Origin of the sequence: Alteriqipengyuania flavescens (assembly GCF_030406725.1) — a bacterium.
In the GTDB taxonomy this organism is placed as follows: domain Bacteria; phylum Pseudomonadota; class Alphaproteobacteria; order Sphingomonadales; family Sphingomonadaceae; genus Alteriqipengyuania_B; species Alteriqipengyuania_B flavescens.
Map to the genome: position 1 here is coordinate 1,198,221 of NZ_CP129107.1, position 24,441 is coordinate 1,222,661.

General features: G+C 64.2%; 26 protein-coding genes, 1 tRNA gene and 1 pseudogene. 20 read left to right on the forward strand and 8 right to left on the reverse strand.

The annotated features are described in order from the left end of the window. Positions 1 to 23: 23 nt before the first annotated feature. The gene (gltX, locus tag QQW98_RS06205) at positions 24 to 1,373 is read left to right on the forward strand and encodes a glutamate--tRNA ligase (protein ID WP_290136660.1); all 1,350 of its coding nucleotides are present in this window, start codon (positions 24 to 26) and stop codon (positions 1,371 to 1,373) included. Positions 1,374 to 1,433: 60 nt separating this feature from the next. Here gltX and QQW98_RS06210 read toward each other — a convergent pair whose 3' ends face one another. Then, positions 1,434 to 3,800 (reverse strand): TonB-dependent receptor, encoded by a 2,367-nt coding sequence (locus QQW98_RS06210; protein WP_290136661.1) that lies wholly within the window; start codon positions 3,798 to 3,800, stop codon positions 1,434 to 1,436. Between the two features lie 155 nt (positions 3,801 to 3,955). Next, positions 3,956 to 5,407, reverse strand: a complete 1,452-nt coding sequence (gene pyk, locus QQW98_RS06215; RefSeq protein WP_290136662.1) for a pyruvate kinase — start codon at positions 5,405 to 5,407, stop codon at positions 3,956 to 3,958. Positions 5,408 to 5,635: 228 nt separating this feature from the next. On the opposite strand from pyk, the gene QQW98_RS06220 reads away from it, so the two are divergent. Genes QQW98_RS06220 through QQW98_RS06230 form a run of 3 tightly spaced genes read left to right on the forward strand, consistent with a single transcriptional unit; the run spans position 5,636 to position 6,595 of the window. After that, positions 5,636 to 5,872 (forward strand): DUF2312 domain-containing protein, encoded by a 237-nt coding sequence (locus QQW98_RS06220; RefSeq protein WP_290136663.1) that lies wholly within the window; start codon positions 5,636 to 5,638, stop codon positions 5,870 to 5,872. 25 nt (positions 5,873 to 5,897) lie between these two features. Next, positions 5,898 to 6,245 carry a heavy metal-binding domain-containing protein gene (locus QQW98_RS06225; protein WP_290136664.1) on the forward strand — a complete coding sequence of 116 codons (348 nt, stop codon included), beginning with the start codon at positions 5,898 to 5,900 and terminating at the stop codon, positions 6,243 to 6,245. After that, positions 6,242 to 6,595, forward strand: a complete 354-nt coding sequence (locus QQW98_RS06230; RefSeq protein WP_290136665.1) for a hypothetical protein — start codon at positions 6,242 to 6,244, stop codon at positions 6,593 to 6,595. Before QQW98_RS06225 ends, QQW98_RS06230 begins: the two co-directional genes overlap by 4 nt. Here QQW98_RS06230 and QQW98_RS06235 read toward each other — a convergent pair. Beyond that, on the reverse strand, positions 6,592 to 7,431 hold the full coding sequence (locus QQW98_RS06235) for a CPBP family intramembrane glutamic endopeptidase (protein ID WP_290136666.1): 840 nt from the start codon (positions 7,429 to 7,431) through the stop codon (positions 6,592 to 6,594). The genes QQW98_RS06230 and QQW98_RS06235 overlap by 4 nt on opposite strands. Here QQW98_RS06235 and QQW98_RS06240 point away from each other — a divergent pair. The 3 genes from QQW98_RS06240 to QQW98_RS06250 all read left to right on the forward strand — a co-directional run bounded on the left by QQW98_RS06240 (position 7,430) and on the right by QQW98_RS06250 (position 9,092). Then, the gene (locus QQW98_RS06240; RefSeq protein WP_290136667.1) at positions 7,430 to 8,176 is read left to right on the forward strand and encodes a YebC/PmpR family DNA-binding transcriptional regulator; all 747 of its coding nucleotides are present in this window, start codon (positions 7,430 to 7,432) and stop codon (positions 8,174 to 8,176) included. The two genes, QQW98_RS06235 and QQW98_RS06240, sit on opposite strands and share 2 nt — an antisense overlap. Before the next feature lie 93 nt (positions 8,177 to 8,269). Next, entirely contained in the window at positions 8,270 to 8,746 is a 477-nt protein-coding gene (gene ruvC / locus QQW98_RS06245) for a crossover junction endodeoxyribonuclease RuvC (RefSeq protein ID WP_290136668.1), read from the forward strand. Position 8,747: 1 nt separating this feature from the next. Further along, on the forward strand, positions 8,748 to 9,092 hold the full coding sequence (locus QQW98_RS06250; protein WP_290136669.1) for an arsenate reductase: 345 nt from the start codon (positions 8,748 to 8,750) through the stop codon (positions 9,090 to 9,092). 3 nt (positions 9,093 to 9,095) lie between these two features. Here the strand turns inward: QQW98_RS06250 and QQW98_RS06255 are convergent, their stop codons facing one another. Further along, a complete protein-coding gene (locus QQW98_RS06255; RefSeq protein ID WP_290136670.1) occupies positions 9,096 to 9,599 on the reverse strand; it encodes a DUF2721 domain-containing protein in 504 nt (167 codons plus the stop codon). Beyond that, the gene (ubiG, locus tag QQW98_RS06260; protein ID WP_290136671.1) at positions 9,596 to 10,345 is read right to left on the reverse strand and encodes a bifunctional 2-polyprenyl-6-hydroxyphenol methylase/3-demethylubiquinol 3-O-methyltransferase UbiG; all 750 of its coding nucleotides are present in this window, start codon (positions 10,343 to 10,345) and stop codon (positions 9,596 to 9,598) included. The genes QQW98_RS06255 and ubiG overlap by 4 nt, the downstream gene beginning before the upstream one ends. A gap of 52 nt (positions 10,346 to 10,397) precedes the next feature. Between ubiG and QQW98_RS06265 the strand changes: the two genes are divergently transcribed. The 5 genes from QQW98_RS06265 to QQW98_RS06285 all read left to right on the forward strand — a co-directional run bounded on the left by QQW98_RS06265 (position 10,398) and on the right by QQW98_RS06285 (position 15,492). Next, entirely contained in the window at positions 10,398 to 11,693 is a 1,296-nt protein-coding gene (locus QQW98_RS06265) for an aspartate kinase (RefSeq protein ID WP_290136882.1), read from the forward strand. A gap of 7 nt (positions 11,694 to 11,700) precedes the next feature. After that, positions 11,701 to 12,858, forward strand: coding sequence for a formate-dependent phosphoribosylglycinamide formyltransferase (gene purT / locus QQW98_RS06270; RefSeq protein WP_290136672.1), 1,158 nt, complete (start codon positions 11,701 to 11,703; stop codon positions 12,856 to 12,858). Between the two features lie 22 nt (positions 12,859 to 12,880). After that, positions 12,881 to 13,891 (forward strand): NAD(P)H-dependent flavin oxidoreductase, encoded by a 1,011-nt coding sequence (locus tag QQW98_RS06275; RefSeq protein ID WP_290136673.1) that lies wholly within the window; start codon positions 12,881 to 12,883, stop codon positions 13,889 to 13,891. 22 nt (positions 13,892 to 13,913) lie between these two features. Then, positions 13,914 to 14,768: a formyltetrahydrofolate deformylase gene (gene purU / locus QQW98_RS06280; protein WP_290136674.1), complete on the forward strand. Its 855-nt coding sequence runs from the start codon at positions 13,914 to 13,916 to the stop codon at positions 14,766 to 14,768. Positions 14,769 to 14,838: 70 nt separating this feature from the next. Next, positions 14,839 to 15,492 (forward strand): YceI family protein, encoded by a 654-nt coding sequence (locus QQW98_RS06285; RefSeq protein WP_290136675.1) that lies wholly within the window; start codon positions 14,839 to 14,841, stop codon positions 15,490 to 15,492. Positions 15,493 to 15,495: 3 nt separating this feature from the next. On the opposite strand, the gene QQW98_RS06290 is transcribed toward QQW98_RS06285, so the two are convergent. Beyond that, positions 15,496 to 15,621, reverse strand: a complete 126-nt coding sequence (locus QQW98_RS06290) for a hypothetical protein (protein ID WP_290136676.1) — start codon at positions 15,619 to 15,621, stop codon at positions 15,496 to 15,498. Positions 15,622 to 15,692: 71 nt separating this feature from the next. On the opposite strand from QQW98_RS06290, the gene QQW98_RS06295 reads away from it, so the two are divergent. Then, positions 15,693 to 16,811: an FAD-dependent monooxygenase gene (locus QQW98_RS06295; RefSeq protein ID WP_290136677.1), complete on the forward strand. Its 1,119-nt coding sequence runs from the start codon at positions 15,693 to 15,695 to the stop codon at positions 16,809 to 16,811. Positions 16,812 to 16,839: 28 nt separating this feature from the next. On the opposite strand, the gene QQW98_RS06300 is transcribed toward QQW98_RS06295, so the two are convergent. After that, the gene (locus QQW98_RS06300) at positions 16,840 to 18,264 is read right to left on the reverse strand and encodes an aldehyde dehydrogenase family protein (RefSeq protein ID WP_290136678.1); all 1,425 of its coding nucleotides are present in this window, start codon (positions 18,262 to 18,264) and stop codon (positions 16,840 to 16,842) included. A gap of 139 nt (positions 18,265 to 18,403) precedes the next feature. Between QQW98_RS06300 and QQW98_RS06305 the strand changes: the two genes are divergently transcribed. Then, entirely contained in the window at positions 18,404 to 19,261 is an 858-nt protein-coding gene (locus QQW98_RS06305; RefSeq protein WP_290136679.1) for a dienelactone hydrolase family protein, read from the forward strand. A gap of 13 nt (positions 19,262 to 19,274) precedes the next feature. On the opposite strand, the gene QQW98_RS06310 is transcribed toward QQW98_RS06305, so the two are convergent. Then, entirely contained in the window at positions 19,275 to 20,267 is a 993-nt protein-coding gene (locus QQW98_RS06310) for a complex I NDUFA9 subunit family protein (protein ID WP_290136680.1), read from the reverse strand. 255 nt (positions 20,268 to 20,522) lie between these two features. Between QQW98_RS06310 and QQW98_RS06315 the strand changes: the two genes are divergently transcribed. From QQW98_RS06315 to QQW98_RS06340, 6 genes and pseudogenes are all read left to right on the forward strand, one after another. Next, positions 20,523 to 20,609: transfer RNA gene (locus QQW98_RS06315), tRNA-Leu, on the forward strand. A 177-nt stretch (positions 20,610 to 20,786) separates the two neighbouring features. After that, a pseudogene (locus tag QQW98_RS06320) lies at positions 20,787 to 22,015 on the forward strand (tyrosine-type recombinase/integrase). Next, complete coding sequence (locus tag QQW98_RS06325; RefSeq protein WP_290136681.1) at positions 22,008 to 22,715, forward strand: hypothetical protein; 708 nt, start codon at positions 22,008 to 22,010, stop codon at positions 22,713 to 22,715. Before QQW98_RS06320 ends, QQW98_RS06325 begins: the two are co-directional and overlap by 8 nt. Continuing rightward, positions 22,712 to 23,431 carry a hypothetical protein gene (locus QQW98_RS06330; RefSeq protein WP_290136682.1) on the forward strand — a complete coding sequence of 240 codons (720 nt, stop codon included), beginning with the start codon at positions 22,712 to 22,714 and terminating at the stop codon, positions 23,429 to 23,431. Before QQW98_RS06325 ends, QQW98_RS06330 begins: the two co-directional genes overlap by 4 nt. 112 nt (positions 23,432 to 23,543) lie before the next feature. Beyond that, positions 23,544 to 23,717 carry a helix-turn-helix transcriptional regulator gene (locus QQW98_RS06335; protein ID WP_290136683.1) on the forward strand — a complete coding sequence of 58 codons (174 nt, stop codon included), beginning with the start codon at positions 23,544 to 23,546 and terminating at the stop codon, positions 23,715 to 23,717. Between the two features lie 94 nt (positions 23,718 to 23,811). Continuing rightward, a complete protein-coding gene (locus tag QQW98_RS06340) occupies positions 23,812 to 24,438 on the forward strand; it encodes a hypothetical protein (protein ID WP_290136684.1) in 627 nt (208 codons plus the stop codon). Positions 24,439 to 24,441: the final 3 nt, after the last annotated feature.

The window sequence follows — 24,441 nt, forward strand, 5'->3', positions numbered from 1 at the left end:
ATGCTCGCGCTAAGGCCGCGCGCATGACCACGATCACCCGTTTCGCGCCTTCCCCGACCGGCCGCCTCCATGTCGGCAACATCCGCACTGCGCTGCACAACTGGATGCTGGCGAAGAAGCACGGCGGGCGCTTCCTCTTGCGTATCGACGACACGGATGCCGAGCGTAGCCGCGAGGAATATGTCGATGCCATCCGTGCCGACCTCGCCTGGCTCGGGCTGGAGCCGGACGGGGAGGCGCGGCAGTCGCAGCGGCTGGAGTTGTACGATGCGGCATTCGAGGCGCTGAAGGCCGCGGGGCGCATCTATCCCGCCTACGAGACGGCGCAAGAACTCGAGCTCAAGCGCAAGATCCGGCTCGGACGCGGCAAGCCGCCCGTTTACGACCGCGGGGCGCTTTCGCTGAGCGACGAGGAGCGGGCCGCGAAAGAGGCTGAAGGGATTGCTCCGCATTGGCGCTTCAAGCTCGATCACGATGCGCCGATCGAGTGGAACGACGGTGTCCGCGGACCGCAAAAATTCGATCCGGCACAACTGTCGGACCCGGTGGTGCGGCGCGCCGACGGAGGCTGGCTCTACATGCTCCCGAGCGCGGTCGACGATCTCGACATGGGCGTGACTGACGTCCTGCGCGGGGAGGACCATGTCTCCAACACTGCGGTTCAAATTCAAATGTTTACCGCACTTATTGCTGCGCGCTATGCTGCAGCAAAAATGCCCTCTTTCGCGCACGAGGCCTTGCTGGTCGGGAGCGAAGGGAAGCTCTCCAAGCGCCTCGGTTCGCTGGGCTGCGATCACTTTCGCGCGCAAGGGTATGAGCCCGAAGCGTTGGTTGCGATGCTGGCCCGTCTCGGCACGTCGCAACCGGTCGAACCGATCGCGGATCGGGCCTTGCTGGTCGATACCTTCGACCTGTCGACGTTCGGCCGCGCACCGGCAAAATTCGACGAGACCGAGCTTCACCGCATCAACGCGCAGATCGTCCACCAGCTGCCGTTTGAAAGGGTGCGCGGCTACCTGCCAAGCGGCTTCACCGAAGCCGCGTGGCTTGCGATCCGGCCGAACCTCGAGAAGGCGAGCGAAGTCATCGATTGGTGGCAGGTCGTCACCGGTCCCGTTGAGCGGACCGAGCTATCCGACGAAGATCGTGCCTATGTCGGTGAAGCGGCCGGCGCGCTCGAATGGGGCGACAATCCGTGGGGGCAGCTGACCGGCGCGCTGAAGGACAGCACGGGCCGCAAGGGCAAGGCACTTTTCCTGCCCTTACGCCTTGCGCTCACCGGGCGTGCTTCGGGGCCCGATATGGGGGCTCTCCTCCCGCTGATCGGCGAGGACGAGGCCCGCGCCCGGCTGGAGCGCGCCGCCGGCCGTTAGGCTACGAAAAAGGGCGGCCCGTTGCCGGACCGCCCCTTTATCCATCGTATCTGCGCTGCGTCAGAATTCGAAAGTAACTTCCGCGCCCAGCGTCCGGCCCTTGCTCAGCGGTGCGAGCGTACCGAACTGAGGATAGAACGCGAACGGCACCGCCTGTCCGGTCGACAGCGGCCCGCCGAACGGCACTTGCGTGTCGCCGCCGGCCTGCACTTCGTCGAGCAGGTTCTTGCCGTAGATCGAGAAGCTGAGCCCTTCCATCGGCGTGTTCCACGTGATGTTCACGTCCAGCATGTCGGCTTCCTGGATGTAGCCGAGGTTGCTGTCGGTGTACGCGAACTCGTCGCGATGCTGGAAGTTCACGCGGGTCAGGATTTCGCTGTCCGAACCCAAGTACAGTTCGTGGATCAGCCCGAGGCCCCAGGTGAGATCCGGCACACGCGGCAATTTCAGCGCCAGATCGGCGCCATCGATCACCCCGTCGCCGGAAATGTCGAAGCGCACTTCGTCATAGCTCGCATCGATGATGCCGATGTTGCCGGTCAGCAGCAGGCTGTCGAGGACGCGGAAGCGGCCTTCGAGCTCACCGCCGTAGATCGAGGCATCGGCCGTGTTCAGGATGAATTGACTGACGCCCGCGGTGGGGCTGGACTGGTTCACTTCGCGCTGCATGTCGGCGATGTCGGTGTAATAGACCGCGCCGTTCAGCGTGATGCGGCCGTCCAGACTCTGGAATTTCGCGCCCAGTTCGTAGTTGTCTACGCGCTCTTCATCGAAGTAGAAATTCCCGCCCGTTGCCGGGACCACGACGTTCTCGAAGACTTGCGCGTTGGTAATGCGGAAGTTGTAACCGCCCGAACGGTAGCCGCGCGTCCACGAAGCGTAGACCTGCGCGTTGTCGAGTTCGTACTGCAGGCCGAGCTTCGGGCTGAGGTTTTCCCACACGTTGCCGTCTTCAAAGCCGTTGTTCTCGGTCGGGATGAACGGATTGGTGCCGGTGGTGGGGCAGGTTCCGTCGACCACGGAACACATCGGCCGCGGGCGGATGTAGGTCACCGTGTCGTCTTTCTCTTCGCGCGACCAGCGCAGGCCGGCCTGCACGCTGAGGCGTTCGGTGAGGTAGTACTTCGCAGACGCGAACGCGCCCAGCACCGTGTGTTCCTGCGTGCCGCCGCCATAGAAGGTCAGCGGGCTGAGCGGGGGCAGGTCACGCACTTCGGTGTAGGCCAGGTCCTGCGTAAAGTAGAACCCGCCGAAGGTCAGGTCGTAATCGGCTTCCGAGATCGCGTAGCGGATTTCGTTTGAATATTGTTCTTGGGTAAATTCCGTGTCGGAATGGAAACCGAAAATGGGCGCAGAATCGATATCGCCGTTGGTGAAGGCGGAGTAGTCGCGATAGCCGAAGATGTTGCTCAGGGTACCGGGGCCTACCTCCACATCGGCGCGCAGGCTGCCGGTGGTGATTTCGGTATCGTAGCTGCCGCGGTTGTCGATCGACAAATCGAACGTATCGCGCCGGAAGATCCCGCGGTTCTGGCCGGCCGGGCCGTCACCGGTGGAATCGAAATAGTCCAGCTTGGCGAGCAGGGTGACATCGTCGCGCGGGCGCAGTTCGAGTGCGCCGCGGACGATATACGTTTCCGCCGCGCCCTGGTTCGATCCGTCGAAAAGGTTGGTGAAATAGCCTTCGTCGTTGTTGTAGTACGCACCCAGCTTGAACAGCACCGTGTCTTCCACCAGCGGTCCGGACACCACGCCGCTGGCGTAGTAATTGGCGCCGCCGCGGTCGTCCACGAACGGGCCGTCGACGGCCGCACGGAATTTGCCCTGGAATTCTTCCGTCGGGTTGCCGGTGTTGAGGAGGACCGCGCCGCCGGTCACGTTACGGCCGAACAGCACGCCCTGCGGACCGCGCAGGATTTCCACGCTGTCGAGATCGAACAGGTCGAACACGACCCCGCCGTTCACGCCCAGATATACGCCGTCCACGAACACGCCGACCGTCGGGTCGATGGACGGGATCGAGGAGTTGATGCCGAGGCCGCGGATCGAGAAGTTCGCCATACCGCGGCTGGTGCCGACCTGGTCGAGCGAGACGTTCGGCGCGGAATAGGTCAGCGACTGCACGTCGCGTACCTTGAGCGCTTCGAGGCTCTGCGAGTTGAAGGCGGTGACCGACAGCGGCACGTCCTGCACTTCTTCGGCGTCTTCCGTCTTGGTCGCGGTGACGACGATCACGCCGCTGAGATCGTCGAGCGCGCTCTGGCGACCTTGCCGGCCTTCCGGCTCCTGCGCCTCGCCCGGCGTAGCGGCATCGGAATCGTAGTCCTGCGCGTCCTGCGCCAACGCGGCGGAGGGCAGGGCGACCATGCCTGCACCCGTCAGGGCAAGCGCGGTCAGTGACGTGGTGGAGCGTCCAAGGAAGTTCATGAGTTCTCTCTCCTCAATGCATTCGTATGCCCCGCCGCATTAACGAGGCAACACAGCAAAATTCAAGCGAGCGATTAAATGTTGTTACAGTACCGTTGCGGCGTGTGGCATTTTGGCCGCTACCGCAGCTTCGCCGCGACGTTGCGCGACTGCGCTCAAGCGTGGCCGTCGAGCTCGTTGCCCTGCAGGGTGACGACGTGGAGGAGGTTGGTGGACCCCGGCGTACCGAAAGGGACGCCGGCCAGCGCGATCAGCTTTGCGCCCGCCTTGCCGAAGCCGTGGCGCAGCGCCATCCGCTTGCCCTTGGCGATCATCTCCTCGAAGCTGCCGATGTCCTTGGTGGTCACCGAATGCGCACCCCACAGGAGCGCGGTACGGCGCGCCGTGGCGGTGGAGGGGGTGAGCACCAACATCGGCACCGCCGGCCGTTCGCGGGCCACGCGCCGCGCCGTGCTGCCGGAACCCGTAAACACGATGATGCCCGCCGTCTGTACCGTCTGCGCAATGGTCATGCAGGCATGGCTCAGTGCGTCGGCGGTTGTAGGATGGGCGGAGAGCTGGTGGAAATGCACCCGCTCCGCATAGGCAGGATCGGCTTCTACCGAAGCCGCGATCCGGTCCATCATCCGCACCGCTTCTTCCGGCCATTCGCCGGCCGCGGTCTCCGCGCTCAGCATCACCGCGTCGGCCCCGTCATAGACCGCGTTGGCGACGTCGGAGACTTCGGCACGGGTCGGCGCGGGGCTTTCGATCATGCTTTCGAGCATCTGCGTTGCCACGATGACCGGCTTGCCGAGCTCGCGCGCCGCGTTGACGATGCGCTTCTGGATCGGCGGGACGTCCTGCGGATCAAGCTCCACGCCGAGGTCTCCGCGGGCCACCATCACGCCGTCCGCCAGTTCGAGGATCTCGGCGAGGCGGTTGACCGCGCCCGGCTTCTCGATCTTGGCGCACAGGGCGCCGCGCCCGCCCATCAGGCGGCGGGCTTCGGCCAGGTCTTCCCCGCGCTGCACGAAGCTGAGGCCGATCCAGTCGGCCCCGTGATCCATCGCATAGGCAAGGTCGGTGCGGTCCTTCTTCGTCAGGGCCGGGATCGGCACTTCGGCATCGGGCACGTTCACGCCCTTGCGGTCGGATATGACGCCGCCGACTTCCGCTCTGGTCAGGATCTCGTTCCCGTCCGCCCGGATTACGCGGAGCCTGATCTTGCCGTCGTTGATCAGCAGGCGCTGGCCTTTTTCGAGGATCCCGAAGAGTTCTGGATGCGGCAACTGGACGCGGGTTTCGTCGCCCGGTTCGTCCTTGCGATCAAGCGTGAAGTGGCCGGAATGGCGGATCACCGCCTTGCCGTCCTTGAAAGTGCCGACGCGCAACTTGGGGCCCTGGAGGTCGCACAGGATCGCAATCGGGCGCTTCGTTTCTTTTTCAAGGTCGCGGATCGCCTTGATCGTATCGCCGTGGATATCGCGCTCGCCGTGGCTCATGTTGATGCGGAAGGCGTCAGCGCCGGCATCGAGCAGTTTGCGCAGCATGGCCGGATCGCGGCTGGCAGGGCCGACCGTGGCGAGAATTTTCACCTTGCGGTCGCGCGGATCGATCTGTGCCATGTGCTGCGTAACTCCGGATGGCTGCGTTTCGCCGACCCTATGGCAGCATGCAGGCGCAAGACAAGCGAGCGCATGGCGGCGCGCGCCTGCATTCGAATGCCGCCGATGCCGGTTGCTCGCGCCCTTGCTGGCCTCCGACCGCGCCGGGGATTGCGCGCTTCACCCCCGCGCCCGCTCTCGCTATCAGGCCGCCAACCGATTCACCCGGATAGAGAAGAGAGATACGAAATGGCCGATGCCACCGACGACCGCCTGCGCCTGCTGATCGAACGGATCGAGCGCCTCGAGGAAGAGAAGAAGGGCATCGCCGACGATATCCGCGACGTCTATGCCGAAGCCAAGGCGGTCGGATACGACCCCAAGATCATGCGCCAGGTCGTTCGCCTGCGGAAGATGAAGCCCGACGACCGCAGCGAGCAGGAAATGGTGCTCGATACATACAAGGCCGCGCTCGGCATGGCATAGGCGGCCCAGCCAAAAGGAGACGAACATGCCCCCGCAGTACAAGGACGCGCGCCACTTTCCGGTCACCACGACGCCCACGCTGGAGGGGCGGCCGATCCAGGAATATCGCGGTATCGTGACCGGCGAGGTGATCGTCGGCGCCAATCTCTTCCGCGACCTGTTCGCCAATATCCGCGACATCGTGGGCGGCCGCTCGGGCAGCTACGAACGTATCCTGCGCGACGCGCGCGAGCAGGCGATTGCGGAGCTGCAGGCCGAGGCTGGCCGCGTGGGCGGCAATGCGGTGGTCGGCGTCGACCTCGATTACGAGGTGATCGGCGATACCGGCTCGATGCTGATGGTCAGCGCCAGCGGTACGGCTGTGACAATTTGAAGCAGGTCCTGCCGGCGGTCCTGATCGTCTGCCTCGCCGCGTGCGCGCGGCCTTCGGTCGAGGCGCCTCTTTCGTTCGAGGACAGGACGGCCCGGATGCAGGCCTGCAACATGCTTTATCGCGAGAACGACTTCCAGAAGGTCAAGCCTTCGCCGGTGCGCGGGCTGATCGATCTGGAACGATGGAATGCCTTGTCGGCAAACCGCAGGGACGACGTCATCGAGCTGAGCGCCTGCCTCATGGAAGGCGGCGATGCAGGCCCGGTGGATGTCGAACTCTTCGTCAGCGGGCGCACGGTTTTGCGGCGTCAGGCCGAAAACGACACCGACTGGGCGGCAATCCTCGACTAGGCGGCAAGCTCCGTCGCCGCATATGCCAGCGACAGGGCGGCGCCGTTGTGCAGCATGTGCAGCACGATGCTCGACCACAGGCCATAGTGCACGCGCATGTAGCCGAGGATCGAGCCGGTGATGAATTGCGGCAGCACAAGCGGCAGAGCGGCGAGCATCTCCGCGCCTTCGAAATTGAAGACGTGGATGAACGCAAAGGCGAGCGTGCTCAGCCAGAAGAAGATCGGGAAGGCCCTGCGGTACCATTGCGGCGCGTCGTGATTCCGCAGCGCGACAAACAGGATCACCGCCAGGACGATGCCGCCGCCGGTCGCGAACAAGGCCGGTCCCGGCACATCGGTCTGCGGGCCCGTGGCCGTCAACACGCCGCCGAGCGCTGCCCCGCCCAGGATGGCGAGCAAGGCCGCGACGCGCCCGGGTTTGCCCGACAGCCAGCCACGGAACAGCAGTTCTTCCACCAGCGGCGCAACGATCACGACCGCCAGCGCGAGGCCGATTTCGATCTCCATGCCCGCCAGCGCGGTTTCGGGAAGCTCCACGCCCGCGGCGATGACCAGCATCGCAATCACCCCCAGGCCTGCCATCAGCAGCAGGTCGAGGCCCAGCATGCGGAAGATCGCGGCCAACCCGCTGCCACCGGTCCGCACCTGTTCTTCCGGCAGGACGGGCCGGCGCAGGAAGCCGGCATAGCGGCGCCATTCATGGCGCATCGTTGCAGGCGCGGTTTGCTTGCCCGACACAGCGCCGTCCGCACCCATCGGCGGGCTTGTCGTATCCATCGTCATGCGGCTATTGCGGCCCCCGATTTCATCCACCACAGGTTCAAGCGACACCATGGCAGGCCATTCCAAGTTCAAGAATATCATGCACCGCAAGGGTGCGCAGGACAAGAAGCGTTCCAACCTCTTCTCCAAGCTCAGCCGCGAAATCACCGTGGCGGCGAAGATGGGCATGCCCGATCCGGACATGAACCCGCGCCTGCGCCTGGCGGTGAACGCGGCCAAGGCCCAGTCGATGCCGAAGGACAATATCCAGCGCGCGATCGACAAGGCATCGGCGACGGACGGCGATAATTACGAGGAAGTGCGCTACGAAGGCTATGGCCCGGGCGGCAGCGCGATCATCGTGGAAACGCTGACCGACAACCGCAACCGCACCGCCACCGCCGTGCGCACCGCCTTTTCCAAGCACGGCGGCAATCTCGGCACTGAAGGTAGCGTGGTCCACGGTTTCGAGCGGCTGGGCCTGATCGTCTATCCCGCCGATGCCGGGAGCGAGGACAAGGTGCTGGAAGCGGCGATGGAAGCGGGCGCGGAAGATATCGCCAGCTCGGATGACGGCCACGAGATCTGGACTGCGGCCGACGATCTCCACCAGGTCGCCAGCGACCTCGAAGGGACGCTGGGCGAGGCGGAGACGGTCAAGCTGGCGTGGAAGCCCAACTTAACCGTCGACATGGACGAAAAGAACGCAGCCACGCTGCTCAAGCTCATCGACGTGCTGGACGACGATGACGACGTGCAGACCGTGTGGGGCAATTACGACATTTCCGACGAGGTTATGGAGCAGGTCGGCGGGTGAGCCGGACGGAGTTCGCTGCCGTTTGTGTAGTGGCCCGCGGAATTTGTGCGCTATTGCTGATGCTGTTTTCGTGGACTCTGGCGAACTGGTGAAGTGATCATCGTCGGCCTAGATCCCTCGCTCAGCTGTACCGGCTGGGGCGTGGTGCGCAGCGAGGGCGCGCGACTGAGCCATGTCGCCAACGGGCAGGTGAAGACGGACGCGAAGGCGCCGATGGCGGACCGGCTACACCACCTGCACGATGCCATTTACGCGGTACTGGCCTCTCACGCGCCGGACCGGGCGGCGATCGAGGAGGTCTTCCTCAACAAGAACCCGCAGTCGACACTGAAGCTGGCGCAGGCGCGCGGAGCGGTGCTTGCCGCATGCGGCCGCGCATCGATCCCGGTCAGCGAACACGCCGCGCGGCTGGTCAAGAAGTCGGTCGTCGGCACCGGCGCCGCGGACAAGGCACAGGTGCAGGCTATGCTGAAAGTGCTGCTTCCCGGCGCCCAGGTGGCGGGTGCCGATGCGGCCGACGCGCTTGCCGTCGCCATCGCGAGCGCGCATCTCGCCCCGAAAGGACACTGACATGATCGACCTCTACGGCATTCCCAATTGCGACACAGTGAAAAAGGCGCGCAAGTGGCTGGAGGCGAAGGGTCTCGACCACACCTTCCACGACTTCAAGAAAGAGCCGCCGTCGCGCGGCATGGTCGGCGAATGGGCCGATGCGGTCGGCTGGCAGGTGCTGCTCAACCGCCGCGGCACCACTTTCCGCAAGCTGGACGATGCGGACAAAGAAGGGCTGGACCGCGACAAGGCGGTCGAACTGATGGTGGCGCATCCCAGCATGATCAAGCGCCCCGTCGTCACCCATGACGGGCAGACCGACGTCGGCTTCAACGAGACGATCTGGGAAAATGCCTACCTCTGAATTTCAGTCCCGTTCGCGCCGTTCGATGCGGCGGGAAAGACTGCGCATCTCGCGGGCCGACCGCGTGGCGAGGCGCGTTTCCAGCAGGAACATCAGCAGCGCGCCCGAAACCAGCACCATCGCGGTGATCCACGTGGCGGCGACCCACGTGCCGATGGCGGTGCGGATGAAGGCGCTGACAAACAGCAGGATGATGACCACGCAGATCAGCAGGCCTGCCCCGGTGCTGAGGTTGATCGCGTCGTGGGCATATTTCTGGCGGCGGCGCAGCGCCGGCAGCTCCTCGATCTCGCGATCGGTGCGCCCTTCTTCCTCCCGCTTCTCGAGCTTGTCCACCCGCTCGACGATCCACGTAAGGCGCATGTTCATGACGTTGAGCACCGCGCCGATCGCCGCGAGCATGAACACCGGTGCGAGCGACAGCTGCACGATGCTCTGCACCCGCAGCGTGCTGGATGTCCGTTCGATCAGGCTGTCGCCCGCTGCGGCGAGCAGTTCGGCAATCATGCGCGGCGGGCCGAGAGGATGTAGTTGAGGTCGCGATTGGCGGAGAGGGTGAAGCCCTTGGCGGGGTTGAAGGCGATGCCCCTGCAGTCCGTGACCGTGAAACCGGCGGCGTGCAACAATTGCTCGAGCTCGTCGGGCGTGATGAAATCTTCCCAGTGATGCGTGCCCCTGGGCACTGCGCCGACCGCTTCCGCCGCGCCGACCAGCAGCGCGCGGCTGGCGAGCGTACGGTTCGGGGTGGACAGCACAAGCAGGCCGTCATCGGCCACGCAGTCCGTCAGCGCGGCGATGAAGGCGCCCTTGTCTGCCACGTGCTCGATCACTTCCATCGAGGTGACGAGGTCGAACTGGCCGAGGCCTAGCTCGCCCAGCTCCCCGTGGCGGTATGCGATGGCAAGTCCCATCGCATCGGCATGCGCCTGCGCCACCGCGACGTTTTGCGCCGCAGCGTCCACCCCGGTGACGTCCGCGCCGAGCCGCGCCAGCGGTTCGCACAGCAAGCCGGCCCCGCAACCGACGTCGAGCGCGCTCTTCCTTGAAAGCGGCTCGTAGCCAAAGGCATCGCTGCCGAAATGGATGTCCACCGCCTCGCGGATGAAGCCGAGGCGCACCGGATTGAGGCGGTGCAGCATGGCGGAGGAGCCCATCGGGTCCCACCAGTCCCGCGCCAGCGCGCCGAAGTGCTGCGCCTCATCGGGACGGATCGTTGCGCCACTGGTTGCACCCGAGACATTTGCATTCGCCATGACGGCTCTCTAACAGCGCGGTTCAACCCGCACCAGCAGGAGCATGGCGACTTTGGCCCGGATCGTGATGAAATTCGGCGGCACTTCGATGGCCGGGACCGAGCGCATTCGCCGGGTCGCCAACATCGTGCGCCGGCAGGCCGCGCCCAAACCCGACGGCACGCGCGACGAGGTGGCGGTGGTCGTCTCTGCCATGGCGGGCGAGACCGACCGGCTGGTCAATTTCGCGCGCGAGGCGAACCCGCTTTACGATCCGGCCGAATACGACGTCGTCGTGGCAAGCGGGGAGCAGGTGACCAGCGGCCTCCTCGCGCTCACGTTGCAGGGCATGGGCATGAAGGCGCGCAGCTGGCTCGGCTGGCAATTGCCGGTCCGTACTATCGAGGCCCATGCCAAGGCGCGGGTCGAAGCCATCGATGCGGAAGGCCTGCTGGCGGCGATGGGCGAGGGCCAGATCGCGGTCATCCCCGGCTTCCAGGGCGTTTCGGACGAAGGGCGCATCACCACCATGGGCCGCGGCGGTTCCGATACCTCGGCCGTGGCAGTGGCGGCCGCCATCGGTGCCGACCGGTGCGACATCTATACCGACGTGGACGGGGTCTACACTACCGACCCGCGCATAGTGGCCAAGGCGCGCAAGCTGAAGGCGGTGACGCACGAGGAAATGCTGGAGCTCGCCAGCGTCGGCGCCAAGGTGCTGCAGACCCGAAGCGTCAGCCTGGCGATGAAGTCCGGCGTGCGCGTGCAGGTACTCAGCAGCTTTACCGACGGTGACGGCCCGTCGGCGGACGATTTGCCCGGCACGCTGATCGTGTCGGAAGTGGAAATGACGGCGCTCGAGGAGAAGCTGGATATGGAACGGCAGCTGGTTACCGGCATCGCCCACGACAAGACCGAAGCGAAGGTGATCCTGACTCGCGTACCGGACAAGCCCGGGGCGGTGGCGCATATCTTCGGCCCGCTGGCGGCGGCCAGCATCAATGTCGATATGATCATCCAGAACGTGGGGCGCGACAAAGGGGAGACCGACGTCACCTTCACTGTCCCGCAGGCCGACCTGCCCCGCGCGCAGGCGCTGCTGGAGGAACACCGCGGCGAGATCGGTTTCAACCGCATCATCACCGACAGCCAGATCGCCAAGATCAGCGTCGTCGGCGTGGGCATGAAGAGCCATGCGGGCGTCGCGGCGGACATGTTTGCCGCGCTGGCCGAGCGCGGAATCAACATCCAGGCGATCACCACCAGCGAGATCAAGATCAGCGTGCTGATCGACGAGGACGAAACCGAACTCGCCGTCCGCGTCCTCCACACTGCCTACGGCCTCGACGCGGAAGACGAGGCAGCTTGAACCGCTCGTGAGCCACATCGCCACCATCCTGCTGCTCGGGTCCGGCGAGCTGGGGCGGGAATTCGTCATTTCCGCCAAGCGGCTCGGCGCGCGGGTGATCGCTTGCGACAGTTACGACGATGCGCCGGCGATGCAGCTGGCCGACGGGCGGGAAGTGTTCTCGATGCTCGACGGGGAGGCCTTGCGCGCGGTGGCCGCAAGGCACCGCCCGGATTTCATCGTGCCCGAAGTGGAGGCGATCCGCACCGAAGTGCTCGCCGAGCTGGAGGCGGACGGTTTCAATGTCGTGCCGACCGCGCGCGCGACGCAGCTGACCATGAACCGCGACGGCATCCGCGACCTCGCCGCCGACAAGCTGGGCCTCGTCACCTCGCGCTATCGCTACGCCGAGAATCTGGACGAGGTGCTGGCGGCAGCCGAACATGTCGGCCTGCCCTGCGTCATCAAGCCCGTCATGTCGTCCAGCGGCAAGGGCCAGTCGACCGTGCGCGGTCCGGGCGAGCTGGAGGCGGCATGGACCTATGCCGCAGACAACATGCGCGGCGACCGGCGGCGCGTCATCGTCGAGCAGTTCGTCGACTTCGACTACGAGATCACGCTCCTGACCGTGCGCCATGCCGGCGGGGTCAGCTTCTGCCCGCCTATCGGCCACCGGCAGGAACGCGGCGATTACCGCGAAAGCTGGCAGCCCGCCGCCATGACCGACGCCGCCATCGCCGCCGCGCAGGCCATGGCGCGCAAGGTGGTGGACGAGCTGGGCGGACACGGCCTGTTCGGCGTCGAATTCTTCGTGAAGGGCGGGGAGGTCATCTTTTCCGAACTCAGCCCGCGCCCGCACGATACCGGCATGGTCACGCTGGTCAGCCAGGACCTGACCGAATTCGACCTCCATGCCCGCGCGATCCTGGGCCTGCCGGTGCCGGACGATATCCGCGCGCGGCCCAGCGCCTCCGCCGTGATCCTTGCCGACCGGGAGAGCTCCGACTTCGGTTTCGAAGGGCTTGCCGATGCGATGGCAGAAGGCGCCGACTTGCGGATCTTCGGCAAACCCCTGACGCGCCCCTACCGGCGAATGGGTGTGGCCCTCGCCAGCGGGCCGGACACCGATGCGGCGCGCGCTACCGCCGGCTCAGCCGCAGCCAAGGTGCGGATTGCCTACCGCTGAGGCGGACCCTAAAGGCCGGGTCATGACAGATTACAAACGATCACACGCGTTGATGCGGCGCGGCCGCGAGTTCCTCGGTTCGGAGCACGCCATCCTGTGCGGCGCGATGAGCTGGGTTTCGGAGCGCAACCTCGTTTCCGCCATCTCCAACGGCGGCGGCTTTGGTGTGATCGCCTGCGGCGCGATGACGCCGGAACTGCTCGATACCGAGATCGCCGAAACGAGGAAACTGACCGACAAGCGCTTCGGCGTGAATTTGATCACCATGCACCCGCAGCTGTTCGACCTGATCGAGGTCTGCACGCGGCACGGTGTCGGCCATGTCGTGCTCGCTGGCGGCATCCCGCCCAAGGGCAGCGTCGAAAAGATCAAGGAAGGCGGCGCCAGGGTCATCGTCTTCGCGCCCACGCTCGCACTGGCGAAGAAACTGCTGCGGAGCGGCGGGGACGCGCTGGTGATCGAAGGGATGGAAGCGGGCGGCCACATCGGCCCCGTCTCGACCAGCGTGCTGGCGCAGGAATTCCTGCCCGAACTGGCCGAGGACCACCTCGTCTTCGTCGCCGGCGGAATCGGCCGCGGCCAGGCGATCGCGGGCTATCTCGAAATGGGTGCGGTCGGCGTGCAACTGGGCACCCGCTTCGCCTGCGCGACGGAGAGCATCGCCCACCCCGATTTCAAGAAGGCCTTCTTCCGCGCCAGCGCACGCGATGCGGTCGCTTCGGTCCAGGTCGATGCGCGCTTGCCGGTGATCCCCGTCCGGGCGCTGAAGAACAAGGGCACGGAAGAATTCACTGCTAAGCAGCGCGAAGTCGCCGCCGTGCTCGACCGCGAGGAGATCGCGATGGCCGAAGCGCAGCTGCAGATCGAGCACTACTGGGCCGGCGCGCTGCGCCGCGCGGTGATCGACGGCGATGTCGAGAACGGCAGCCTGATGGCCGGACAGTCGGTCGGGATGCTGAAGGAAGAGGAACCCGCCGCCGATATCATCGCCAAGCTGATGACGCAGTGCGAAGAGGCGCTGTCGCGGCGCTAAGGCACGGATCCGAATTCCTCGCATGAGCGCACCCCTCATCCTCTCCTTGTCCAGCGCGGATCGCCCCGGCATCACGGCGAAGGTGACGGGCTTCCTGTTCGAGCGCGGCGGCAACGTGCTGGAAGCGCAGCAGTTCAACGACACCGGCGCGGGCGCGTTCTTCATGCGGGTTGAGTTCGACCCCGGCGAGGCGACCCGCGAGGATCTGCGCAGCGGCTTCGCCCCCATCGCCGTCCGGTTCGGCATGGAATGGAAGCTGGTGCAGCGCGACCGCCCGCGCCGGGTGATGATCATGGTCAGCAAGTTCGACCATTGCCTGGCCAGCCTGCTCTACCGCTGGCGCATCGGCGAACTGGCGATGGAGCCAGTCGCCATCGTCTCCAACCATCCGCGCGAGGCGATCGAGCATACGGAGCTGGGCGAACTGCCGTTCCACCACTTGCCGATCACGCCGGACACCAAGGCAGCGCAGGAGGCCGAGGTGCGCCGCCTGGCGCAGGAAACCGGCGCGGAACTGGTCGTGCTGGCGCGCTACATGCAGATCCTGTCGGACGAGCAGGCGGCCCATTTTGCCGGGCGCTGCATCAACATCCACCACAGCTTCCTGCCCGGCTTCAAGGGTGCCAAACCCTATCACCAGGCCCATGCGCGCGGGGTGAAGATGATCGGTGCCACCGCGCATTACGTCACCAGCGATCTCGACGAGGGGCCGATCATCCACCAGGATGCCGAGGCGATCGGCCATGCCGATAGCCCCGAAGACCTGATCCGCAAGGGCCGCGACATCGAAAGCCGTGTGCTTGCCGAGGCGGTCCGGCTGCATCTTGCCGACCGGGTGCTCGTAAACGGCGGGCGGACCGTGGTCTTCTCCGGCTGAGGCGGGGTAACCGGAACGCACGGCGCGGCTCCTGCATTGGAAGGCCGAGCACAAGAGTCCGGAGAACACCATGAAGAAATTCGCCATCGCCCTTGCCGCAGCGGGAAGCCTTGCCGCCATCGCCACGCTGCCAGCATCTGCCGACCATCACGGCGCGGACCTGCCCGGCCAGATGGACGTCAGCCGTGTCGCCGCCGGAACCTACCAGACCGACCCGGCCCACACGCTGGTGGGCTGGAGCGTCAACCACTTCGGCTTCAACGACTATCACGGCGTGTTCGGCGACGCGGAAGGAACGCTGGTGATCGATCCCGCCAATCCGCAGGACGCGCGGGTTTCGGTCAGCGTGCCGATCACCAGCGTCGCCGTGCCGAGCGAAGGCCTGCGCAATCACCTGCTGCGGCCCGGTAAGGACGGTGGATCGCCCGACTTCTTCGGCGCCGAGCCTGCACCCGCCACATTCGAATCGACTGCAGTCACCGTCTATGGCGACGGCACCCGCGCCATCGTGGCGGGCAATCTGTCGATGAACGGCGTGACGAAGCCCGTCACGATCGAGGCCCGCTTCACCGGTGCCGGCAGCAACCCGATGAGCCAGGCCGAAACCATCGGCTTCCACGGCACGACCACAATCATGCGCTCCGACTTCGGTATCGACTATGCGCTGCCAGTCGTCGGCGACGCGGTCGAACTGACGATCAGCGCCGCGTTCGAGAAGCAATAGGGCTCAGTCGGCGAAACTGAAGTCCAGCACCTGGACTTCGGTGCCGATGGCATAGATGCGGCCGCCGGAAGGCGTGCGCACCGCGTCGAACTTGTTGGCGGCGCGGGCGCATCGTTTGATCCGCCGCATGCAAGGATGCGTCCAATGCACTGGAAACGGAAGGCAAATTCGGTAGCCTGTGCGCAAACGGGGAGAAGCGCATGGCTTCGTCGGCGGCAGTAATCGGGGGCGGCATCGCCGGATTGTCTGCGGGCATCGCCTTGCGCAAGGCAGGTTTCGGCGTGACCTTGTTCGAACAGGCCGAAGAAATCCGCCCCACAGGCGCGGCGCTGTCGATCTGGGGCAACGCGATGGCCGGCCTCGACTGGCTCGGATGCGGGAATGCGGTACGCGGCAAGGCCGCAGGGGTCGAACGGCTTGCGCTGCGGGACGTGCAGGGACGCGGCCTCTTCGGGCCCGTCGAATTGTCCGGCAGCGACAGCTGGCTGCCGCTGCGAACCGATCTCCAGGCGATATTGCTGGAACGGCTTGGGGCCGGAGACGTGCGCTGCGGCGTCGCGGTCGGGCGCGCGCAGGAGGAAGGCGGGCGCGTTGCCCTGACTGCGCGGGACGGTACTTTGCTAGGAGATTTCGACCTCCTAATCGTCGCAGACGGCATCCATTCGGACATCGCCACGTCCCTGCTTGGCAATCCGCCCGTCTATCGCGGGTACGGCGGGGTGCTGAACCTGGTCGAAGCCGCCCCGCAAGCGACCGGGCACGGCGAGGAAATCTGGGGCGAAGGCGACCGCTTCGGCCTGTTCGATGCCGGCGGCTCTGGATACTGGTTCTACATGGCAACCGGCACTCAGGCCGGGATCGCCGTGCTCGACCATTCCGAATTGCTTCGCCGCTCGCAGTCTTTCCCGGAGCGCATTCGGGAGGCTGTGGCCGCATCCGATCCCGCAGCCCTGATCACCATTCCGATCCATTCCCGCCCGATGCCGAAATCCTTCGGGCGCGGCCGGGTCATCTGCATCGGCGATGCCGCCCACGCGATGGAACCGAACCAGGGGCAAGGCGCCTGCCAGGGCATCGAGGATGCATGGGCGCTCGGCATCCTGGCAGGGCGTCTCCCGCCCGACAGGATCCTGCCGGAATTCGACCGACTGCGCCTGAAACGCGTCGCCCGCATCCACCGCGACAGCGCCACAATGGGCGCGATCGCCCACGGCAGGCCGTGGCTGCGGCGCGGTGTATCCGCGATCTTTCGCGCGGTCCCGAAGCGGGTCGACGCGTGGCAAATCCGGCAGCGCCTCGCGCCGCCGGACTATTGCTGATCGCCCGCGCCAGTAATGGGTCCTGACCCTAGGCCATTGCCTTCCTGTTAACGGTGATCACCTGCGGATAGGTGAATTCGAGCAAGCCTTCCTTGCCGTATTCCGCGCCGAAGCCCGATTGCTTGTGCCCGCCGAACGGAGCGAAAGGCGACAGGTGCTGGCTCTCGTTGATCCAGACCGTGCCAGTTTCCATCTGCTCGGCCAGCTTCACGCCGCGATCCGTGTCGCGCGTCCACACCGACCCGGCGAGGCCGTATTCGGAGTTGTTGGCCCGCTCCAGCACCTCTTCCTCGGTCGAGAACTTCATCAACGGCATGACCGGGCCGAACTGCTCTTCCGCCACGATCCGCGCGTCTTCGGGCGGGTTGTCGAGGATGGTGATCGGCACGTAATAGCCGGAGCCTGAAGGATCGGTGTCCCCGCCGACCAGGAACTTGTAGCCGTTGTCCTTGGCATCCTGGATCAGCTCGCACACCCGTTCGAACTGTTTCCTGTTCTGGATCGGACCGACGCCGGTGCCCTGCTGCGATCCGTCGCCCACGGTCACGCCTTTCGCATACTCCGCGATGGCGGCAGACAGCTCGTCGTAGATATCCTCGTGGATGTAGATCCGCTTGGATGCGATGCAGACCTGGCCGGCGTTGGAAAAGCTCGACCAGAAGAGCTTTTCGGCGACCTTTTCCACGTCGGCATCGGGCAGAACGATGGCTGCATCGTTGCCGCCCAGTTCCAGCGTGATGCGCTTCAGGTCCGCGCTCGCGCCTTCCATGATCTTCTTGCCGGTCGCGGTGGAGCCGGTGAAGGTGATCTTGTCGATGTCCGGGTGGCCGGTGATCATCGGGCCGAGCGCATCCTCGCCGGTGATGATGTTGACGACGCCAGCAGGCACCGCATCCTTGATCAGCTCCGCCAGACGAAGCGTGGCGAGCGGGGTGAAGGGGCTGGGCTTCAGCACGATGGTGCAGCCCGACAGCATGGCCGGCGCGATCTTCTGCATCGCCATCATCACCGGGAAGTTCCACGGCACGATGCCGCCGACCACGCCCACCGGCACCCGGCGTGTGCGCGACAGGCGGGTGTCGCTGTCCTCGTTGATCTCGTCTTCCAGCTCCAGCGTGGCCTGGTTGCCGGTCATGTAGGCGGCACCGAGGATTTCGCCTTTGGCCTGGCCATGCGGCTTGCCCTGCTCGCTGGTCAGGAGGCGATAGAGCTCCTCGTGATTGTCGGAGATGATCTTGGCGACGGCCTGCACAGCTTGGCGCCGTTCCTCGATCGGCGTCTTCGACCATGTCTTGAACGCCCGGCGCGCGGCGGCGACCGCGCGGTCGAGCTCGTCCCTGCCGCAGGCAGGCACCACGCCGATGATTTCCTCGTTCGCGGGGTTCACGACATCCAGCGTGTCGGCGGTCTCGATCATCTCGCCGTCGATCAGGTTCTTGTAGGCAGTGGGCATCGCGCTCTCCTTTGGCGGGCCAGGGCTTTTCGCGCTCCGGCACCGAATGGCTTTCCATGCATAGATAGCATGCACGCGGCGGGAGTTTAAGCGTTCAATTAAACGAAGGCGAAGCCGCTTCATTCGGGGAGACGAGACGATGTGCGATCGCGATTTGCTGGCAAGATGGGCGATGGATCGCCGCAAGTTCGGGGCAGGGGCCGCTCTCGCCGGCGGGGCCGTGGGCCTGTCCGCCTGCACAACCTATGGCGGCGGCGATACCGGCAGGCTTGCAGAACGCAGCGTATCGTTCGCTATCGGCGACGACACGATGGACGCCTTCTTCGTCCATCCCGCCGACAGCGAATCGCCGGCGGTCATCATGTGGCCGGATATCGCCGGGCTGCGCGATGCGAAGCGCGCCATGGCGCGGCGGCTGGCGGGCGAGGGCTATGCCGTGCTCGTCCTCAACCCTTATTACCAGAGCGTTTCGGGCGAACAATTCGCCGATTTCGCGGCTTTCGTCGAGCAGGACGGCTTCGAAAAGGTGAAGCCCTGGCGCGACCAGCTGACTGCCGGAAGCGTGCAGCGCACCGCGCGCGCCGCAGCCGGCTGGCTGATGGAGCGGTCGGCGGTTGATGGCGCGCGCGGAATGGGCACGCAGGGCTATTGCATGGGCGGTCCGTTCACGATCTGGAGCGCCGCGGCAGTGCCCGGCATTCGCGAGGCCGCCAGTTTCCATGGCGGCGGCCTTGTTCGGGACGCGGAGAACAGCCCGCACACAATGCTGCGCGGGGATGCGAATTATCTCATCGCCATCGCGCAGGATGACGATGCGGAAAATCCCGATCACAAGGCGATCCTGCGCAGCGCGATGGCCGACACCGGTGCCGCAGGACTGGTCGACGTATTTGCAGGCGACCACGGGTGGACCGTGCCAGACTCGCCGGCATACGACCGCGCCGCGGCAGAACGTGCCAATGCCCTGTTGCTGGAGACCTACGCCAGCGCGTTGTAGCGCGGGCAGCCGGTCAGGTGCCGATCGTCCCGCCGCCCGTGGCGGTGGGACGCGATGCGCTGGCCTTGCCGAAGCGGCCATGCTTGCGGAAGGTCGTCATCCAGCGGTCGAGGAACAGCGACAATGGCCGCGGAGTCACGCCCAGCTTCTCGATCCCCGGGAAATCGCCACTCGCCACGCTGCCCCGCTTCAGCAGCTTCCACTGGTCCATCGTCATCGGCGCAAACGGAAGCCAGCCGGTGAACTTGGCAAAGTTGCGGCTGACGAAGTCGGGCAATTCGATGAAGGTCCGGTCGCGGTTCTGCGCATCGGCGATCATGCGGTTGATCTCGGCCATGGTGAGGACCTCCGGGCCGGCCAGCTCGTAAGTCTTGCCGCCATGCTTGCCGGGGTCTGCCAGCGCATTGGCGACCGCCTCTGCCGCGTCGTCGACATTCACGACCTGCATCTGCGCATCCGGCCCGAAGACCGGAAGGGCCGGGAAGCCCTGTATCAAGTTGGCGAACATATTCAGGAAATTGTCGTCCTCGCCGAAAATGATCGACGGGCGGACGATGGTCGCTTTCGGGAAAGCCTCCCGGACCAGTTCCTCGCCCTGCGCCTTGGTGCGTGAATAATCGACATCGGAATCGGCATCGACGCCGAGCGCGCTGACCTGCACGAAGCTGCTGGCGCCGGCCTCGTGAGCGAAGCGCGCCGCATCGCCCGCGCCATCGCGCATCAGCGCGTCAAGATTGCCGCTGAAGGCACCGACGAGATAGACCACGCCGTGCGCATCGGCGACGGCGTGGCGCAGGCTCGCCTCGTTAGTGACGTCGCAGCGCGTGAACTGGGTCTGCCCCAGGTTCGCCATCGCCTTCAGCTTGAAGGCGCTTTGCGGCGACCGGCTGGCGATGCGCACCCGCGCCCCGCGCTCCAGCAGTGCCTGGGCGATATGGGTGCCGAAAAAGCCGCTCCCGCCGATCAGCGTGACGAGCTTGCCGTTCAAAGGATTGCGCGTTGCCATGATGCCCTTTCAATGCGCGGGAATGGGTTATGTGCCGCGCGGCTGTCTTCGCCGCCGCCTTTGCCCAATGCCGGGCCGGACCGCAAGGTCGGCAATCCGGCAGCTCGCCGGGTTGGGAATTGCCTGGCGAAGAATTCTCCGCCGCAGAATTGTCCGGTGTCGGGGCGATCTTGCGTTGACAACCCCGCCACCCCTTCGCTAGTGGCCCGCGCCTACCCGGCAGCCCGGCATTCGACGACCGGACCTGCACAGTGTGCCCAGATGGCGGAATTGGTAGACGCACCGTCTTCAGGTGGCGGCGATCGCAAGGTCGTGGAGGTTCGAGTCCTCTTCTGGGCACCATTTCAACATTCCTCAACATCCCAGATTGCTTGCAAAAGCCTGTAAAACAGGGCATTTGTAATCCATGGTTGGTTCTGGGCAATTCAGGTCATGCCCCCAAAACCCGCTCCTGATGGGGGCATTGGCGGGGGCATTTCACTTGATGTGGCCCCATTCGGCCAATGGTCATTCCCCCAAATGACGTTGACTGTAGCCGAGATTAAGGCGTTCAAGCCTGGCTCGAAGCCCTACAAGCGAGCTGACGCCAAGGGGCTGTATCTCGAAGTTTTCGCGAACGGCTCGAAGCTTTGGCGGTGGAAATACCGAATCGCCAACAAGGAAAAGCGGCTGGCGTTGGGGGCGTGGCCGGAAGTCAGCTTGGCCGAGGCCCGTGACTTGCGAGATGCAGCGAGACGACAGCTGGGCGAAGGCGTTGACCCGTCGCTTCAACGCAAGAAGGCAAAGGCGACAGCCCAGTTCGAGGCTGCAAATACGTTTGGCGCGATTGGCGCTGAATACATCGAAAAGAAGATGGTGGGAGATGGTTGCGCCGAGGGGACATTGAAAAAGGCGCGTTGGTTCTTGGACTTGCTGAAGCCAGCGATCGGCAAGATGCCGATTACCGATGTCGATCCCCAAATGCTCTTGGCTGCCCTCCGAAGCTGGAAGCCAAGGGCAACTACGAGACGGCCAAGAAGTGCCGAAGCTTTGCCAGCCGTGTCTTTAGGTATGCCATTTGGACAGGCCGAGGCGAGCACGATCCCGCATCTACATTGCGGGGGGCGTTGGTGACGCCGAAAGCCAAGCACTATGCCGCCATCCTTGAGCCGACCAAGTTGGGTGCGCTGCTACGCGCCATCGAAAGTTATGACGGCCATCCCGTCACGAAGTTTGCCCTCCTGATCGCGCCGCACATATTTGTGCGACCAGGCGAGCTGCGCCATGCCGAATGGAGTGAGTTTGATCTGGAAGCCGCGATTTGGCGCATTCCGGCAGGCAAGATGAAGGCACGGCGGCCACATGCCGTGCCGCTTTCCCGCCAAGTGCTGTCGCATTTGCGCGAGCTACACCAGCTTTCGGGTAATGGAGCCTTCGTCTTCCCATCGTTATATACTTCAAAGCGACCGATGAGTGAGAACACCATCAACGCCGCCTTCCGACGCATGGGTTTCTCCAAAGATGAAGTTACTGCTCATGGGTTGAGGGCGACCGCATCGACCTTGCTGAACGAAAGCGGGAAATGGAACCCCGATGCTATCGAGCGGGCGCTTGCTCATGGCGATAGCGATGCAGTCCGTGGAGCATACAGTCGCGGCAACTACTGGAACGAGCGGGTCAAGATGGCGCAATGGTGGAGTGACTATCTCAACACGCTAGCAGGGGGTGGTGAGGTGATCCCACTCGAAGCCGCCAAGAACAATGTCTAGGTATCGGATCGCCTATGAGAACGCTGTCGCCAGTCGCGATGACTTGCAGCGAATTTATGATGCCAGCGTTGCTTCCGGTAGCATTCCGGTTCCCGAGCTTGATGCAGTGCGGTTCGAAGCGGCCTTCAAGGACCGAAAGGGAGAGAAGTCTCCAAAATCTGGATGGCTTGTTGTCGCGAGAGAATTGAGACTTGTTGAACTGGGCTGCGGTTCGCTTGCCAAGAACGGCATGTCTCATGCCCAGGTGCAGAAGGAAGTGCAGAAAGCTCTCAAGCGCTTGGGGGAAGCTCAAGAGCTTCTCCACGGACTAGAGTATGAACTCTACTATGTGTCGGCAATTTACTCACGTCCCGATCCGTATGCAGTGAGGCATAGGGAAAGAGGGCTGGGTGAACTCAAGCAGGACCTGGCGCACATTTCGGCTTGGCTTGAATGGGCTAAGCCACCTGCAAAATGGAATGCGCGGTCGATGCGACAACAAAGGGTAAGGCTGGCCGTTCTACTCTCACCGCTTTTTGAACGGGAATTTGGGCTTGCGGCAAAGCCAGTTGGCGGCAGTGCCAGCGTCGAGGACGCGGATAGCAACGACTGGACCCGCTTCTACCAGATGGCGGCTAGCATTTTCTGGGGTGAACATTCTACGCCCGACCGACAGGCCGTCCTTTGGGAAGCGACCCGGCCACCGATGGAGTCGCCATGACCAAGAGAGGCCCAAGGACAAGGCCGAGATACGAGGACTATGGCGTCTCGCGTGCAGTGGTCGAAGAGCACTGGGATCAGTGGGTCGCTTGGGGTGAAATTGGGTCTGCGGAGGTTGAGGCAGAGATGCTGAGCCGTGCGTGTGAAGAAATGAGCTTCCACCATACCCCCAAGGACGGCTGGTCTTATGTGGCTCGCGAGTTGCGTATCATTCACTTTCAGCTCCCGGAAGCGCGAACCGAGGACAGTTTGAGCCGCGCGCAGATGGCGAAGCGATGTTCTGCTTGTGCCGACGAGATCATCAAGATCGGCAGAGAAATGAATGATATGGCGTGGCAAGAAGACTACACGATGGCCGCGCTCGAAGCTAAATCCGGCTCTCCGGAGAGCGAGATGTTTGAGTATTGCAACTTGCCAGGCCGCATCTTCGAACTTGTCGGTCCGATGAGAAAGTTTGCGTATTGGCTTGAACTGTCCAGCAACTGGCAACCGCGAAAGGCACGGCCTTCATCCGACCGAGAACGGCGGCTTGTTCTGGCTTGCAAGCTCCTGCCGATATTTGAAGACCAGTTTGGTTTGGAGCCTAAGCTCAAGGGCGGTTCTGCATCTCTCCCAATCGAAGATGAAAGCCCTTGGGCGCAGTTTTTCAGGCAGCTGCTTCACTTGCTCTGGGGGAGCAAAGCACGCCGGATAGGCAAAGCGTCCTCCGCAGAGTGAGATTACCGACCAGGTAGTCAGATCTTGGATGCCGGAATCGGCATCGAATAACTGACTGACATTCGTCGCAAGGCATATACTTGGGAGCCTCCTTAAATACCTGGAGGCACCTATGGACAGGCTCATCACCATCAACGAATTTTGCGACCGCTTCGGCGTGGGCCGCTCCACGGCCTACCGCGAGAACCAGGCGGGACGCTTGCCCTTCCGCAAGATCGGTCGCGCAACGCGCATCGCCGAGTGCGATGCGCAGAAGTGGTTCGAGCAGCTGCCCGCGCGCGGCTGAGAGCACCGCCGAGTTCGAACCGATGCCGAGAAAGAAGCCACCGAAGGCAGACCATCGCGCTGACACGAGGGGTGGCCGCTGGGTCGGCATACCTTTGAAGGTCATCGAGTCCCCCGCCTATCGCGATCTTTCGCTCTGGGGGCGAGCTGTTTTGATCGAGCTGGTGGCGTGCTTTAACGGCTACAACAATGGCAAGATCGTCTGCACCTTTGACCAGTTGGCCGAGCGGCTCGGAAACACCAACCGCCGCGCAATGTCGAAAGCGTTCGCAGAACTGATGGAGCACGGCTTCATCGATGTGACTACTGATGCCGACTGGAAGGGCCGCAAAGGTCGCGAATATCGGCTGACCTTCGTGAACACCACGCCTGGCGGCAAATTCAAGGCCGCGACCAACGACTACAAGGATTGGGTGAAGCCCAAACCGAAAGCCGGTAAGGCATCGTCACCGAAGAAGGCGATTTTTGGTAACAACGCATCACTGAACGAGCGGAAGGCTGGTGACGCACTGTCACCAATTGAGGCGACCGATGCGCAAGAAACGGGAGAAGTCCGCCATTCCGCTACCGGGAAGGTCGGTAGCACTGTGTCACCGCTTATAGATAACCATACCCCCGGCAGTTATTGGTGGACATGTGAGGGTCAGCTTGCGGTCGAGCAATTGCTGTGTGGATTGGTCATCTTGTGCCACGATGTCCCAAATCACCAAATTGCCAATTGATTT